Here is a 14,223-nt window from a genome sequence, read left to right on the forward strand (position 1 = left end):
TCCAGTGAGTCCTGCACATCCAGGAAGAAGACGGCATCCCGAACGAGGCAATCACGCATGGCCGTCACGGGCGAGTCTGCTCACGCCTCTCACGCGCTGGCCGGTGACAGAGCTCACGACCCACCAGCAGACCTTTACTCGGCCTTTGCGCAGCTCGCGGACGTGAAGGGGGATGGCTAACTAGGGTCGAATGCCCGGTTGGTCAACGGAGGGGGAGACGTCAAGTCATGGGTGACAGCGGCGAGGTGCTCGACATCAAGATCGCAGATCTCAAGGCGACAGCACCTCACTTTCACCATCAGAGCGTTGCCCTTGCGCGAGCGCTCACGAAGTTGAAGCACGGGCTGGCTGCGGCCGGCTCTCCCTGGGGCGACGACGAGCAGGGCGAGAAGTTCCACAAGGCCTATGGCCCGCACGTCAAGCAGATCGAGCAGTCCACCCAGATCCTGGCTGAGGGGCTGGCCGGCATTCACGAAGCCATGGTCGACATGGCTGACGGGCACATCGACAACGAAGAGCTGATCCGAGGCATGTTCAGCCGGATCCACGTTGATCGCGACACCAAGGGCGATGGCAAGTGAGTGTCGCGGACAAGGCCCGCAAGGTCGTCCAGGACCTGACGGGCATGTGGTGGCCGGACGCCGATGAAGACGGGTTGCGGGATGCCGCGAAGGTGTGGAGGGACTTCGCCGACGACGTCGACGATGTCACCTCCGGCGCCAACAAAGCAGCGCGCTCCATCATCGAGCACAACAAGGGCGAGGCCATCTCCGCCTTCGATGATCCGTACTGGCGTCGCTACTACCACGATGGGCAGGGCTGGCTGAAGGATCTGGCCGACGCCGCCCGCGACATGGCCAAGGCGCTGGACGCGTACGCGGATGCCGTGCACGGCGCGAAGAAGAAGCTGGAACACGAGCTGGAGATCGTCGGCGCCACCCTCGTCGCCGGAACCGCCCTGGCCATCTTCACGGCGGGCATCTCGGAGGGCGCGGCAGCAGCGGCAGCGGTCACCGTCGCGGACATGGCCGCCGGCCTGGGCATCGCGGTGACCGAGGAGATCGCCACCATCGCGGGCACCACCCTGGCCACCGCAGCCTTCGCCGGCGTCGAATCCATCACGGTGGATCTCGCCGTCACGCAGCCTGTCTCTATCGCTTTGGGCGAGCAGAAGGGCGGACTCGGCCTCGATGAGGCACGGCAGGCCGGCGCGTACGGAGCCCTCACCGGTGGTCTCCTCGGAGGGGCCGGCGCCACTTACCGAGCCGTTCGCGCCGGAGGCTTGACCAGCTTTTTCGACAGCATCGACATCGATCTCGCCGGACCTCGCATGGCCCTGGCCGGGGTACCGGGTGATCTCGCGGCCGGCGACGCCTATGCGATGAGGGTCAGTGGCTCCGGCGGCGCCGCTACCGGACCGGGTAAGGGGCCGTGGCCTGTGGTCAACGGTGTCAACGGGCCCGCGGCTGGGAAGAGTCTCCTGCCTCCGAACCCTCGGCATACTGTCTCAGGGGCGGGGAGCGGCGAGATCAAGGAGGTGAACAGTGTCTTCCTGCGGGGTTACGAGCGGCACGCCAATCAAGACGTCGCTGACATCGCTGCCGGCAATGCCACCTGGAGAGCGCAGATCAGCCGCTATCAGATCAACGGGCGCACGTACGAGGTCGAACCCTCGGGCAGGGTGTTCCCCGACAGCGGGGAGGGCATCGTCAAGCTCGACCGGAACGAGTACGCCGCGCTCCAGCAGATCGTCAAGGCCAAGGGTGACATCAGTGCGGCCCCGCAGCTGACCCGTGCCCCGCGCTTCGTGAACAACCCGCAGGCCGTGCAGAAGGCCTTGGACATCTACAACGGGACCTATCCGTCATGACGTACAACTTCCTCACCGTAGAGCCTTTGAGCGTCGACGTTGTCGCTGCGGTACTTGCGCAGTGTCTGAACGTCCGTGTGCAGGAGATCGACGTCGCTGACGAGGACACTGACCAGGAGCTGCGCAACTGGGATGCCTTGGTGTTCTGCGACAAGGTCACGGTGCTGGGTGACGTGTCCGCGTCCCTGGACATCTATGTCCAGGAGTCCGTGCAACCGCAACCCAGCGAACGCGACCTGGCGTCCGCCTTCGCCCGGGGGGCAGACACCGTGGTTCTCTTCCCCGCCGAAGAAGCGCCTCCGAGCGCGTACTGGCTCGCCAGGGAAGACGGTCTGGTCACGCGAGCACGCCTGTACGGTTCCGACGACGAACCTCGTTACACGATCGACCGGGTGGAGGATCCCGTCGGCCGACTGCCGCATGTCACGGTGGCCCGGATTCCGGAAGTGGTCCGCGAACTGAAGATCGCAACGCCACTCGCCGACGCCTTCGCCGCGTACCTGCGACGCATGCACCCGGACGAGGCCGGCACCTTGGGATCGCCGGCCTGGACGGCGAGCGATCGCCTCGGTGCGTGGGAAAAACTCGTCCGCCAGATGGAAGCCGCGTGGGCGCCTTCCGATTGGTATCCCCCGGACCTCTACGGTGAACGCCTCGAAGTGCGCGACGAGCTGGAGCAGGTGCGCACTCGACTCCCGCAGGACCTTACTGTCTTGCTCCGGAACTCTCTTGCGCCTCTGGACGCCCTCTTCGCCGAGCTGACAGTCGATGACACCGGCGGTCTGCTCCGCAAGGAGCTTCTTCCGGTGGAGGGCGCCGCTTCGTCCCACGGATGGTGGTGGGACCGCCGCCCTGAACCTCTGCCCTGGTGATACAACGGACCGGTGGTGCCGACTGCGGTCCAGCCTGGCCGGACCCGGTCTTGAGACGTTCCGGGCGTGCCTTTGGCTCCGGGATGCGCCGACGGCGCTGCGCGATGCGGTACTACGCGACCTGCCGGAAGCTGTGGCCTCTGCGCGCCGGTTTCCACCACCGCCTCTTCGCGACGGCGCTTGGACGGTCGCATGGCGGCTGACCTGTGGGGATGGAGACGCCTGCGCCGTTGCGCGGGCCGGTTGGTGCCGCTGGGGACCCTGGTTGTCCGCTCTTATGGGCACGCTGTGGGCACGGCGTCGAAGGACGCCGGCCGAAGCGCTTGCGTGAACGGGCTCTGCGCTTGGCGCCGCTGCCTGCGTCGACCAGCCCGCGGACCCTTGGCGAGTGCACAGCCCTTCCGGCGGGGTGCGCCTCCCGGGGGCGAGGGCGGCGCGGTTCGGCAGCAGCGGACCGGCGATTTTCCGAGCCGTGCTCTCCTTCGGCCGCAAGACGGCGTTCCGGATACGGAACGCGCCCGCGGGTTCAGGCGGAGCCGGAGCCGGCACTGCCCGCCGATTCGCTGGCGGCGCGGCGGTACTCGGCGTTGATGCGCTGCGCTTCCTCGAGCTGGTCCTCGAGGATGACGATGCGGCATGCGGCCTCGATCGGAGTCCCCTTGTCGACGAGCTCCCGGGCGCGAGCGGCGATCCGCAGTTGGTAGCGGGAGTACCGGCGATGTCCTCCCTCCGAGCGGAGCGGAGTGATCAGACGAGCCTCGCCGATGGCTCGGAGGAAGGCCGGAGTGGTGCCGAGCATCTCGGCTGCCCGGCCCATCGTGTACGCGGGGTAGTCGTCGTCGTCCAGACGATCGTTCAGAGGGTTGTCCGATGTCATGTCACCTCGCTGTGCAACGCGTCGAGGGGCCCTGGTGCCGTACGGCACCAGGGCCCCGAAGGAAATTGAACACCATCTGTCGGCCCTACTGCTGTGCCGACCTTCTGTTTCCGCTACCCGGCCCGGCAGAGGGGGGTGCGGGGGGATCGCAGCTGCTTGACCGGGGACCACCATCCATTCCGGGGTCTTGCGGTACCCGGGCCGAGTGCTTCTCGGGCCGGGCGATCCTGATGGCGTCTGCTCCTCCGTTCCTCTCTGAACCAACCACTGATTGAACCGGTACTGCTGTTGGCAGCTCCTCGACGTGCGAGCCGCCCAGTGCGGCTCTCAGTCCCGTCACCGTTCTGGGAACACTCTGGCTTCGAGGCCCGAGAGCCGCACTGACCTGCGCACTTCGTGTTCAGCCACCCGCCAGTTCGTGTCTGGCGGATCTCGTCGACCGTCTCTACGAGAAGAAGCGTACCCACATCAGGAACGAAAATCTACTCCTGCAGAAGTAGGTTTCACTCTTCTGGTGGAGGAAGAAGCCTGCCGCGATCGGCCCTCCCCTGTTGGCGGAGCCGCCTGCTGCCGCGCGCAGCCGATTCAGCCCCGCGGGGGTACGGGTACGGGTGGGCCGCATAAGCTCTGCCGTCATGTCGAACCCTGATGAGCTGCTCGTCGCCATCTCCACCGCGGTGGAGTCCGAGGAAAGCAATCAGATGTCGCTGACCGTGGTCGTCGGCGGCGCCGTCATCACCGGCCGGCTGGCTCCCGAGGCCGTGTGGAGGGAGCGGGTGGCGGAGGTCTTGAAGGACTCGGACCGGCTCGGCCCGTTCTCGGACGTCTTCGCCCGCCGGCCGGGAGGGAACCGGTCCGGTCGCGACGAGGCGCCCACGCATCTGCACTTTCATCTCGCCCGGATCTTGCAGGGCAGCCTCGGGATCCCGGCGACGGGTGGCATGTACCGAGTCGCGATCAAGGACGTCAGCGCGTGGACAGTAGGAGATCTCATCCACTACGACGCCTGAGACGCTGCCTCCGCCCATTGCCCGGCCGGCGCTTTCCGAGCGGACGGCGACACAGCGGTGGGGGCCTTGCCGACGCGCGTCGCCAAGGCCCCCACCGGGATCCTGAGAGCGGTCGCCCGCCCGTCCTCCGGCCACGGGTCCTCCCTCGCCCACGGGCGCTCCCTCGGGGCGCTCGTGGCAGGTGAAGCCGAGACCCGGCGCACATGGTCAGGTACTCGACCTGCCCTGCGGCGCACCCTCCCGCCGACGGGTCGGCCCTGGCGGTCCCGGTACGGCGAAAACGCGCGGCGGGCGCGTTCCACGACAGGCGTGGTGAGGACCACAGGGAACCCGGAGGGCGCTTGGGCGCCTGTCATGCGGCTCTGCTCCGCCTCGCCCGAGCGGACCGGGGTGACGCGCGGGCTGATGCCGGCCGAGGCCATCAGCCGAGTCGTGCCGCGGCGTTGGCCGGGGGTGACTCGACAACGGCAGCGCGAGCGTGACCATCTTCGGCGGGCGAACTCGCCCCGCGCCGGCTGTCGGTTTCCGTAGCCGTCGGAGCGGCGCGAAACGCCGGAGCGGCCTGCGGCGGCGCTTCCTCCGAAGCGGTCGTATGTGCGATTGGTGCGCGCGCGAGTGGTACGTGTGCGGTTGATGCGGAACCTTCCTCGATGCGGGCACGCATCAGGGAATTTCCGCAGCAGACTGAGCGGCGCAGAGAATCGCGAGAACGGGCCGAAAAATGACAGCGACGAATCATCCTGGGAATGAAGCGAGCTGGGACCCGCACCACAAGGTGCGGGCCCCAGCTGCGAAGTATGCGTCAGTGCCGGTGCGTCAGGCGGGAACGATGTTCTCGGCCGTCGGGCCCTTCTGGCCCTGCGCGATGTCGAACGACACCTTCTGGCCTTCCTGCAGCTCACGGTAGCCCTGGGCGGCGATGTTCGAGTAGTGGGCGAAGACGTCGGGGCCGCCGCCGTCCTGCTCGATGAAGCCGAAGCCCTTTTCCGCGTTGAACCACTTCACAGTGCCAGTAGCCATGTTGTCTCTCCTTCGGAGGCGGTGTACGGGAATACGCCCTGTGCGCTTCCGTGTCGCCGTGATGATCAGCCGTCGGAAAAACCTTCTGGCAACCACACCTGCAACTCGTTCGACAGTAGCACGGGGCGCTCAGCCTTGCGCTGTGGACAATTCCGCTCCGCCGGGCGGTCGAGAAATAGTCGCCGTACCCCGCGCTTATTTCTCATTTCGCGGACACAGATATTGCTCTCCACGGGCGCGGCTTTCCTGCCGTGACTTCCGCGCACGGCCCTCTGACCTCGCTCGACGGGACATGCGCCGCTGCCACCGTCGCGAGCGGATGGCGCAACGGCGAACGCGCCCGAGACTCCCATACCGAAATAAAGGTCACACCCCCCGCGAAGGCGGCGGCAGGCGTCCAGTGCGAAGTCCGGGTCGACGCGCCGCCCGGTCCGTCCGTGTCCGCTACCGCGTGCTGGACCTCGACCTCGCCGACGCGGTGAACAAGGCGCTTGCCGCCGACTGTGGCATGGACGCGATTCTCACCCTCGACCGACGAGATGTCCGGGGTGCACGCCCGTTGGGCCGCTACAAGGCGTTCCGGGTACTCCCCGACGACCTCCCGCTCCGACGCAGGCTCCTAGGGGTCAAGTGCCTGCTCCTGCAAGGGCCTTGCGCCGCCCACGACGAAGCACGTACAGGACGGGTGTCCGCCATCGCCCAGGGAATTGAGCTGAGGGATCGCCTCCAGCTCATCCATGTGCAATTCCCCAATGAAACAAGCCCCAGGCCACTGACCTGGGGCTTCATCATGGAGCGGGTGACGAGAATCGAACTCGCGCTCTCAGCTTGGGAAGCTGAGGTGATCTGGGGCCTAAATCCGCGGCTGACCTGCTGCTGAGCGGAATCGGTGTCTGGAGCGAGGCTGGCTGGTTCCCCGGTGTTCCCCGTGGTTCCCCGCACGATCTGGCACGCGTCTGGCACGACCTCCTCGTCCCGAACTATCGGCCGGACGGCCATTGCAGTCCAGGACGCTGGTCGCGGGGTCTCCGGCGGCCTTTGATGGTCGGCTGCGGTTGCGGTGGTTGCTGTACTCCGCTGCTGTACCGCAATCAGCGTCCAGCAAGGTGACATCCGAAGTCGTTCGTCTCGCTGAGGGCAGTGAGTGTCAGCTCGCCGCAGCGTCTATCTCGGCGATCAGCGCCTCGATGCGGGTCTTGATCTCGTCGCGGATAGGCCGGACGGCTTCGACGCCCTTGCCGGCCGGGTCCTCCAGGGCCCAGTCGAGGTACTTCTTGCCGGGGAAGATCGGGCAGGCGTCGCCGCAGCCCATGGTGATGACGTAGTCGGATGCCTGGACGGCCTCGGTGGTGAGGATCTTCGGCTTGGCCTCGGAGATGTCGACGCCGACTTCCTTCATGGCCTCGACCGCGGCGGGGTTGACCTGGTCGCCGGGAATGGAACCGGCGGAGCGGACCTCGATCCGGTCGCCCGCGAGGTGGGAGAGGAAGCCGGCGGCCATCTGCGAGCGCCCGGCATTGTGGACGCAGACGAACAGTACGGAGGCGAGCGGGCTGGAGGACATCGGTTCTTCCTTCATGAGCGGACCGAGCGGGTCCCTTCGGACCGTCGCCGTCGGTACGTGGGATACGGCTCCGTGGGATCAGCCTGCACTGGTATCAGTCCAGGCTGATGTGACAGTATCAGCCCATGCTGACGTCAGTCGATACTGATCTGATCCGGGTGCTGGCCGACCCGCTCAGGCTCCAGATCGTCACCTTGCTCGCCAGGGAGACGCTCTGCACCACGCACCTGATCGAGGAGACGGGGGCCAAGCAGACCAACCTCTCCAACCACCTCAAGGTGCTGCGCGAGGCCGGGGTCGTGGAGACGGAGCCATGCGGCCGGTTCACCTACTACCGGCTCAGGCCCGATGTCATCGCGTCGCTGGCAGGTCAGTTCGCCGACCTTGCGGAGACCGCGCGAGCCACCGCTGAAAACAACACCAAGCGGACCTGCCCCTGAGTCGGCGTTCGTCGCACGCCGCGTCCCGTCACCATTCGCACGCATCGAGGAGACCTGTTGAGCGCCACCGAGGCCGCTGAGCACGACAGAGCAGAAGAGTCCCCCATAGCCCCGGCCGCCGGCCCTCAGCCTGCCCCGGGTGCCACCCCGCCCCAGGCCCCTCCGCTGCTCGCCAGGGCGGCGGCGGAACTGGTCGGCACGGCTGCACTCGTGGCGATCGTGGTCGGCTCCGGCATTCAGGCCACCGAACTGACCAAGGATGTCGGCCTCCAGCTGCTGGCCAACTCCACGGCCACCGTCTTCGGCCTCGGCGTCCTGATCACCCTGCTCGGCCCGGTGTCCGGCGCACACTTCAACCCGGCCGTCACCCTGGCCGAGTGGTGGACCGCCCGGCGAGGCGGCGCCGGCGTGAGCCTGCGCGAGCTGGGTGTCTACGTCCCCGCGCAGATCGTCGGCGCGATCGCGGGCTCAATCCTGGCCGATGCGATGTTCGGCGAGCCGCTGGTCAAGTGGTCCACCCACGACCGGTCCGACGGGCACCTTCTTCTCGGTGAGGTGGTTGCGACCGCGGGGCTGATCCTGCTGATCTTCGGTCTCGCCCGCACCGACCGGCTTCGCTTCGCCCCCGTAGCGGTCGCCTCCTACATCGGCGCCGCGTACTGGTTCACCTCATCCACGTCCTTCGCCAACCCGGCGGTGACCATCGGGCGTGCCTTCACCGACACCTTCGCGGGTATCGCTCCCGGCTCGGTCGCGGGCTTCATCGCCATGCAGCTGATCGGTGCCGTGGTCGGCCTGGCGCTCGTGGCTCTCATCTTCCGGCCGGCCCCGAAGGTTGGTGAGTGACACCGGCGTGAGGGGTGGTGATCGGCGGCCTTCTGTGCTCGCCGATCGCCGCAACGGGGCGAGCGTCAGACCGTAGCCGGTGCGAAGGTCAGCAGCTTGCCCATGGCCGCCAGTACCGACGGCTCGACCCGGTAGTACACCCACGTGCCGCGCCGCTCGGAGGTCAGCAACCCGGCTTCCTTGAGCTTCTTCAGGTGGTGGGAGACGGTCGGCTGGGAGACGCCGACATCAGAGATGTCGCACACGCACGCTTCCCCGCCCTCATGGGAAGCCACGGCGGAGAACAAGCGCAGCCGCACCGGGTCGCCTAGCGCCTTGAACATCCGCGCGGCCGTCTCGGCCTCGTCCGCGGTGAAGGGCCGCTCGGTGAGCGGCGGGCAGCACGGCGCCACGGCGCCGGCAGGCTCAGGCTCTATTAGCGGCAGCACCCTCGTATTCGACATGCGTCTATGTTGACACACGTCGAAACCAAGAGGCCAGGGGCGGATGGCTCGGCCCGGCCGCCACAGTTTCCGAGGCTGCCGCCGGTGACCACTCTTCCGATCGCGTGCACTTCTAGGCATCGCGGATTTGATGGATGTCTATGTTGACGTTCGTCTAATCGGGGTGCCATGCTGGCGGCGCAACGCATCGACAAACGTCGAAACAAGCGAGGAGTCGCCGTGAACGCGCCCGTCACCATCGAGCTGCCCGTCGTCGTGATCGGAGCTGGACCTACTGGTCTGGCCGCCGCCGCCCATCTGGTTCAGCGCGGTATCGAGCCGCTGGTGCTGGAAGCCGGTCCGGCCGCCGGTGCGGCTGTGCGCGAGTGGTCGCACGTGCGGCTGTTCTCCACGTGGGGCGAAGTGGTTGACCCCGCCGCAGAAAAGCTCCTCGCCCCCACCGGCTGGAGCAAGCCGGACGCGGGAACCTACCCGTCGGGCGGAGACTGGGCCGACCTCTACCTGAAGCCTCTCGCGGAAGCGCTCGGCGACAAGGTCCGCACCGGCGCCCGGGTGACCGGCGTCTCCCGCACCGGCCGGGACCGGATCGTCGACGCCGACCGCGAAGCACAGCCCTTCGTCGTCCACGTCGAGCACGCCGACGGCCGGGAAGAGCGCCTGTTCGCCCGCGCGGTCATCGACGCCTCCGGCACCTGGACCATCCCGAGCCCCGCCGGCGGCAGCGGCCTTCCCGCCCTCGGGGAGCGAGCGGCCGCCGGGAAGATCACCTACCGCGTCCCCGACCTGAAGGACCCGGCTGTGCGGGCCCGGTACACGGGCAAGCGCACCGCCGTCATCGGCTCCGGAGCCTCCGCGTTCACCGCGCTGGCCTACCTCGCCGACCTGGCCAAGTCTGAGGACGGTGCGGGCACGAAGGCCGTGTGGATCCTGCGCCGTGGCATCTCCGGGTCCACCTTCGGCGGCGGCACCGCCGACCAGCTTCCGGCTCGCGGCGCGCTCGGCCTGGCGGCTAAGGCAGCAATGGACGACGGGCACGCGGACGCGGTCACGGGCTTCCGCACCGAGGTGATCGAGCGCGATGGCGACGGCCGCCTGGTCCTGGTCGCCGAGGACGGCCGTCGACTGGAGCCGGTGGACGAGGTGATCGTGCTGACCGGCTTCCGCCCCGACCTGTCGTTCCTCTCGGAGATCCGCCTCGGCCTGGACGAACGCCTCCAGGCCCCGACCGCGCTCGCTCCGCTGATCGACCCCAACCAGCACTCCTGCGGCACCGTCTACCCACACGGCCACCGGGAGTTGGCCCACCCGGAGCAGGGCGTCTACCTGGTCGGAATGAAGTCCTACGGCCGCGCCCCGACGTTCCTCGCCATGACCGGCTATGAGCAGGTCCGCTCCGTCGTGGCCGCCCTCGCCGGCGACATCGAGTCCGCCGACCGCGTCGAACTGACCCTCCCGGAAACCGGGGTGTGCGGCGGAGCGGGCCTGTTCGATGCCCCCGAGGCAGACCAGACCAGTGGCGGATGCTGCGCCCCGGCACCTCAGCTGATCCAGCTCGGCGCGAGCGCCCCTGCCGAAGAAGCGGCGGCGGGTGGCTGCTGCGGATCGTGAACAGTCTCAACGCCCTGAGACGCGGGGCCGCGACCGGATCGGGGGATCGGTCGCGGCCCCGTGCCGTGCTGCTCGCCCTCTGCCTTACTTGGGTCACCAGCTGGGGCATCGTCGAGACAACGGTCGAGGCGGGTATGCCGGTTGTACGGCGGCTTACGAGGTCGTCTCAGTGGCCTTTGCAGCACCGCTGTATGGCACCAGTAGTCCCTGTAACCTCATCGATCGCTTCAGCTGGGCGGTAGCCACAAGTCGCTGTCACGATCAGATTTCACGTTCGGACGAACCTCGTACGCGGTGTGGCCCCTCGCAACTTGAACCCGCTAGGGTAGAGAAAACAAGGGCCACCTAAGTGGTCGCGGGGAGAACGCTTGGTCTGCTGCCAGACCCTTCCGAGATGTCGGTTGAAGCGCCCCGGGCCTCTTAGGTGGCCCTTCTGCTACGTCACAGACCTTCCTTGGGCCACCACGGCAAAGACGTGAAGGTGGCTTCGTTGCCAAGGATCTTGAAACCGTAGTTGCGGGTCACGCCTCGACCGTTGCGGCGTATCTGGTGACGTATCGCAAGCAAGTGCGCAGGCTCGTAGCCACCATAACCGTCGGGACGTATGGCAGCGCTGAGCATTCCTGCGTACTGGTCAGCGGCCTGGAGGCCATCCCACTTGGCTTGGTCCTCGAAGGTCGGCTGACCGCGGAGTAGGCGCCACGGCACCCACGTCGGGCCTTGCTGCGTCTTGATCTTGAAGTAGTCGCACGTGGTTCGATGGTCGAAGCCCCGCACGTGCCCGAATTTCACGACGATGTCGCGGGCGCCCCCCGGCCAGTCGCCGGCGGCGAGCAACAGTCTTTCCAGGATCATGCCCGCAGCGAAGTTGTAGAAGATCACCTGATCCTGTCTCATCCCAGCGTGTGCGGGGATCGCTGCCTTTTCGACGACCACGTACACGATCTTGACGCCTGGTACCTGCGAGAGGATCTTGGATACGTACTGGCGCCTGGGATAGACCTTGACGTGATCTTTCCAGTGGAGGGCTTTACCGGGCGGCACCCTAAGATCGCGTCGAAGCTGGGACAGGGCCGCGCGCATTACGGCTTCGTGCTCGTCCGCGATCAGGACGGCAGCAAAGGAGAAGTACGGAGATGCTGTAGCGGAGATACCGCGATCGCCAGTCTCATCTACGTATGCCCGAATAAGCTGGCGTGTGGGCATCTCACTCCCTCCACATACGATATGACGTGCCGTTAGTGGAAAGCTACACCACTCACCCGATCTACCACCACTAGATGTGGTGGTCTTTTTTGATCCACCCACTACATCTAGTGGTTGACCTCAAGGTTGGCGGAGCGGCTTTGGGCTGGAGCTGCTTTGGCGCGAGTGATCATGGCCCCGTAAGCTTCCGGCGCGTCGGGCAGTCTGTGGACCTGCCCGGTAAAGCACGACGTTGGGGCCATGATCTTCGAGGCTCGCGCCAAAGTGGCTGCCTAAAGCCGTGGAGTCGACCGCCCCAGCCACGACGTACCCCTTCTCTGGCATCAGGTGGCTGACTGCTCTGTGCGCGGCACGGGCGCCGGCCGGGCTGGAGCGGGGCGGAGACAGGAGCGCAGGCCCGGCCGGGGGCCGGGCCGCGCGCGGTGAGCGGAGCGAGCCGCCTTGAACCTGTGAAGAAGGTTGTTACTCAGCAGGATCTGTGATCCGCCACAGGGGCGCGTCGTACTTCTCCGGACGGCTGCTGATCAGCAGTTGGCGCAGGTCTTCGCGTAGGGAGCCATTGAAGTTCAGTGCCTCGGTGATGCGGCGGAACGTTGTGTGGGTGACTCCGCGGCTTCGGGCCTCGGCCTCGAACTGATCGAGTTGGGTCAGTACAGCCTCGGGGTCGAGCTGCGCCGGTGGCTGGTCCTTGAGCCATGCGGCCTTGTTGCGTTCGTAGTCAATCTCTGAGTATCCGCAGATTTCGCGGCTGTGTGCCTCTACCTCGTCCAGGGTGGCGGTCGTGGTGATGGCACGGGCCAACTCGTTGCGGCTCAGCGCCTCGTCCAGGTCGACCTCGTGGACGGTCGGCCCTTCGTCGGTGAGGTGGGCGGGAAGGCCGGCGTCCCGCATCTCGCACGTGCCGCGTGTGCCGCGGGCTGTCGCCGCGAGCATCCCGGTTGCCTCGGAGGGGTGCCACTCCAGGACCGAGCTGATCGGCTCCACGTCCTTGGCCGTGAAAGTGTGGACAAGAGGGCCGAGCATGCCGCGCACTTCGTCAGAAGGCAGTTCGCCGTCCAAGCCTGGGCCTGCCACCAATAGGCGGATCGGTGCGTTCACTTGGCAGCACGCGGCGAGCGTGACGGCGTCGGCAAGCGGACTCTTGAGCGTCGGCTCATCGCCTCGGGCGAGGATGTCTCCGCCGACGTCAAGGAGATCGATCGTCTCCGGTGAGAAGTGGGTTGCCAACTCTTCGAGTTGGCGGGTGATGCCCTCGACTCCGTGGTGTGGGTCGATCAGCGCGAATGTGTGCGGGAGCTCTGCCGCGAGTCGGGGGAGGGTGGAGCCTGCTGGAGCGATCGGGCGGGCCTCGGCCGGCACTGTCCGGACTGCTGGGGTGAGGTGCTGGAGGCCGGTGAAGTTGTTCGGTCCTCGGGGGCCCGGTACCGGGTCGATCAAGAGGCGGTCCCACGCGTAGGTGAAGATCACCGCCTGGTCCTCGTCGCCGTAGAGGGCGGCGTGAAGCATTGCGGCGGCGACTGCGTCGCCCCCTCCTCCTGCTGCGACGATCAACCGCTTCATGCGGTTCAGCCTACGGGGTCGGGGGTTGACCACTCATCCTATAGTGGCTACTGGCCATAGCCACTTGGCTATGGGAAAGGTGAGGAGGCGGCATGCCGCAGATCGAGGAGGCTCAGCCGAAGTATCTCCAGATCGCGCACTACATCCGTGATCAGATTCTTCGGGGTGACTTGCGGCCGGGGGACGAGGTTCCCTCGGAGAGGCAGTTGGCTGCGAGCTGGAAGGTGTCCCGTCCGACGGCTGCGCGATCGTTGGAGGCGCTGAGTCATCAAGGACTCGTCGAGAAGCGTCAGGGGTCGGGCACGTACGTGCGGAGCCTGGAGGTCAACCGGCGGGCGCGTGAGTTGTACGGGCGGGCTCGGCAGACCGGGAAGATCTACACGCCTGGTGAGTACGCGGTGATCACCTCAGCCGGTTGGATGGAGGCCCCGGATCACGTCGCTGAGGCATTGGGCCTGGTCAAGGACCGCCGGGCCGTGCATCGGCGGCGGGTGACGAACAACCAGGACGGGCCGATCACGCTGTCCACGTCGTGGTTCGCTCCGGATGTCGGCCAGCGTGCGCCGAAGCTCCTGGAGCCGGAGCGCATCCAGGAAGGGACGCTCATGTACGTCGAGAACATGACCGGGCGTCAGGGCAGCTATGCCGAAGATCGCATGTGTGCTCGCGATGCGACGGAGGAGGAGGCTGCGGATCTTCAACTGCCATCCACGTCCGCCGTACTGATCGTTCATCATGTCGTCTTCGACCTCCAGGACCGGCCGTTGGAGTTCGCCGAAGCCACGTACCCGCCGCATCGCTGGGCGTTCGAGCAGGGCTATCCGCTCACCTGATGGCCTGGCGGTTGTGCCGAATCGCTTGCACAGCCCAAGTGGCTAATGCCACTATCCAGGAAGTGGCTAAGGCC

14 protein-coding genes and 2 pseudogenes are annotated in these 14,223 nt (G+C 66.9%); 9 read left to right on the forward strand and 7 right to left on the reverse strand.

Features of this window, described 5'->3' with window-relative positions; genetic code table 11:
• The first annotated feature begins 227 nt into the window (after window positions 1-227).
• Genes JK361_RS20215 through JK361_RS20225 form a run of 3 tightly spaced genes read left to right on the forward strand, consistent with a single transcriptional unit; the run spans window position 228 to window position 2,742 of the window.
• Window positions 228-581, forward strand: coding sequence for a hypothetical protein (locus JK361_RS20215; RefSeq protein ID WP_201820237.1), 354 nt, complete (start codon window positions 228-230; stop codon window positions 579-581).
• Window positions 578-1,870 (forward strand): WXG100-like domain-containing protein, encoded by a 1,293-nt coding sequence (locus tag JK361_RS20220; RefSeq protein WP_201820240.1) that lies wholly within the window; start codon window positions 578-580, stop codon window positions 1,868-1,870. The genes JK361_RS20215 and JK361_RS20220 overlap by 4 nt, the downstream gene beginning before the upstream one ends.
• A complete protein-coding gene (locus tag JK361_RS20225; protein ID WP_201820243.1) occupies window positions 1,867-2,742 on the forward strand; it encodes a hypothetical protein in 876 nt (291 codons plus the stop codon). Before JK361_RS20220 ends, JK361_RS20225 begins: the two co-directional genes overlap by 4 nt.
• 526 nt (window positions 2,743-3,268) lie before the next feature.
• Here JK361_RS20225 and JK361_RS20230 read toward each other — a convergent pair.
• The gene (locus JK361_RS20230) at window positions 3,269-3,619 is read right to left on the reverse strand and encodes a MerR family transcriptional regulator (RefSeq protein ID WP_201820246.1); all 351 of its coding nucleotides are present in this window, start codon (window positions 3,617-3,619) and stop codon (window positions 3,269-3,271) included.
• A gap of 635 nt (window positions 3,620-4,254) precedes the next feature.
• On the opposite strand from JK361_RS20230, the gene JK361_RS20235 reads away from it, so the two are divergent.
• A complete protein-coding gene (locus JK361_RS20235) occupies window positions 4,255-4,629 on the forward strand; it encodes a GvpU-like protein (RefSeq protein ID WP_201820249.1) in 375 nt (124 codons plus the stop codon).
• 242 nt (window positions 4,630-4,871) lie between these two features.
• Here JK361_RS20235 and JK361_RS42860 read toward each other — a convergent pair.
• Window positions 4,872-5,087 (reverse strand): annotated as a pseudogene (locus JK361_RS42860) (DEAD/DEAH box helicase); the annotation flags it as partial.
• Window positions 5,088-5,445: 358 nt separating this feature from the next.
• Window positions 5,446-5,649 (reverse strand): cold-shock protein, encoded by a 204-nt coding sequence (locus JK361_RS20240; RefSeq protein ID WP_201820252.1) that lies wholly within the window; start codon window positions 5,647-5,649, stop codon window positions 5,446-5,448.
• 421 nt (window positions 5,650-6,070) lie between these two features.
• On the opposite strand from JK361_RS20240, the pseudogene JK361_RS20245 reads away from it, so the two are divergent.
• Window positions 6,071-6,256 (forward strand): annotated as a pseudogene (locus JK361_RS20245) (PIN domain-containing protein); the annotation flags it as partial.
• 540 nt (window positions 6,257-6,796) lie between these two features.
• Here JK361_RS20245 and JK361_RS20250 read toward each other — a convergent pair.
• Window positions 6,797-7,213, reverse strand: coding sequence for an arsenate reductase ArsC (locus tag JK361_RS20250; protein ID WP_201820256.1), 417 nt, complete (start codon window positions 7,211-7,213; stop codon window positions 6,797-6,799).
• A 125-nt stretch (window positions 7,214-7,338) separates the two neighbouring features.
• On the opposite strand from JK361_RS20250, the gene JK361_RS20255 reads away from it, so the two are divergent.
• Complete coding sequence (locus tag JK361_RS20255) at window positions 7,339-7,653, forward strand: ArsR/SmtB family transcription factor (RefSeq protein WP_201820259.1); 315 nt, start codon at window positions 7,339-7,341, stop codon at window positions 7,651-7,653.
• A gap of 57 nt (window positions 7,654-7,710) precedes the next feature.
• Window positions 7,711-8,499: an aquaporin gene (locus JK361_RS20260; RefSeq protein ID WP_201820263.1), complete on the forward strand. Its 789-nt coding sequence runs from the start codon at window positions 7,711-7,713 to the stop codon at window positions 8,497-8,499.
• 65 nt (window positions 8,500-8,564) lie between these two features.
• On the opposite strand, the gene JK361_RS20265 is transcribed toward JK361_RS20260, so the two are convergent.
• Window positions 8,565-8,942: an ArsR/SmtB family transcription factor gene (locus tag JK361_RS20265; RefSeq protein WP_201820266.1), complete on the reverse strand. Its 378-nt coding sequence runs from the start codon at window positions 8,940-8,942 to the stop codon at window positions 8,565-8,567.
• 219 nt (window positions 8,943-9,161) lie between these two features.
• Between JK361_RS20265 and JK361_RS20270 the strand changes: the two genes are divergently transcribed.
• Window positions 9,162-10,550, forward strand: coding sequence for an FAD-dependent oxidoreductase (locus JK361_RS20270; RefSeq protein WP_201820269.1), 1,389 nt, complete (start codon window positions 9,162-9,164; stop codon window positions 10,548-10,550).
• A gap of 441 nt (window positions 10,551-10,991) precedes the next feature.
• Here JK361_RS20270 and JK361_RS20275 read toward each other — a convergent pair whose 3' ends face one another.
• A complete protein-coding gene (locus JK361_RS20275; protein ID WP_201820272.1) occupies window positions 10,992-11,756 on the reverse strand; it encodes a DUF3800 domain-containing protein in 765 nt (254 codons plus the stop codon).
• Between the two features lie 462 nt (window positions 11,757-12,218).
• Window positions 12,219-13,316, reverse strand: a complete 1,098-nt coding sequence (locus tag JK361_RS20280; protein WP_201820275.1) for a DUF1152 domain-containing protein — start codon at window positions 13,314-13,316, stop codon at window positions 12,219-12,221.
• A 92-nt stretch (window positions 13,317-13,408) separates the two neighbouring features.
• On the opposite strand from JK361_RS20280, the gene JK361_RS20285 reads away from it, so the two are divergent.
• Window positions 13,409-14,149 (forward strand): GntR family transcriptional regulator, encoded by a 741-nt coding sequence (locus tag JK361_RS20285; RefSeq protein ID WP_201820278.1) that lies wholly within the window; start codon window positions 13,409-13,411, stop codon window positions 14,147-14,149.
• The last annotated feature ends 74 nt before the right edge of the window (window positions 14,150-14,223 follow it).

The organism is Streptomyces musisoli, from assembly GCF_016741855.1.
Classification (GTDB): domain Bacteria; phylum Actinomycetota; class Actinomycetes; order Streptomycetales; family Streptomycetaceae; genus Streptomyces; species Streptomyces musisoli.

Coding starts and splice junctions, on each gene's coding strand:
- JK361_RS20255 (WP_201820259.1), top strand. CDS start 7,339: ATGCTGACGTCAGTCGATACTGATCTGATCCGGGTGCTGGCCGACCCG.
- JK361_RS20240 (WP_201820252.1), bottom strand. CDS start 5,649: ATGGCTACTGGCACTGTGAAGTGGTTCAACGCGGAAAAGGGCTTCGGC.
- JK361_RS20235 (WP_201820249.1), top strand. CDS start 4,255: ATGTCGAACCCTGATGAGCTGCTCGTCGCCATCTCCACCGCGGTGGAG.
- JK361_RS20230 (WP_201820246.1), bottom strand. CDS start 3,619: ATGACATCGGACAACCCTCTGAACGATCGTCTGGACGACGACGACTAC.
- JK361_RS20225 (WP_201820243.1), top strand. CDS start 1,867: ATGACGTACAACTTCCTCACCGTAGAGCCTTTGAGCGTCGACGTTGTC.
- JK361_RS20215 (WP_201820237.1), top strand. CDS start 228: ATGGGTGACAGCGGCGAGGTGCTCGACATCAAGATCGCAGATCTCAAG.
- JK361_RS20250 (WP_201820256.1), bottom strand. CDS start 7,213: ATGTCCTCCAGCCCGCTCGCCTCCGTACTGTTCGTCTGCGTCCACAAT.
- JK361_RS20280 (WP_201820275.1), bottom strand. CDS start 13,316: ATGAAGCGGTTGATCGTCGCAGCAGGAGGAGGGGGCGACGCAGTCGCC.
- JK361_RS20265 (WP_201820266.1), bottom strand. CDS start 8,942: ATGTCGAATACGAGGGTGCTGCCGCTAATAGAGCCTGAGCCTGCCGGC.
- JK361_RS20275 (WP_201820272.1), bottom strand. CDS start 11,756: ATGCCCACACGCCAGCTTATTCGGGCATACGTAGATGAGACTGGCGAT.
- JK361_RS20285 (WP_201820278.1), top strand. CDS start 13,409: ATGCCGCAGATCGAGGAGGCTCAGCCGAAGTATCTCCAGATCGCGCAC.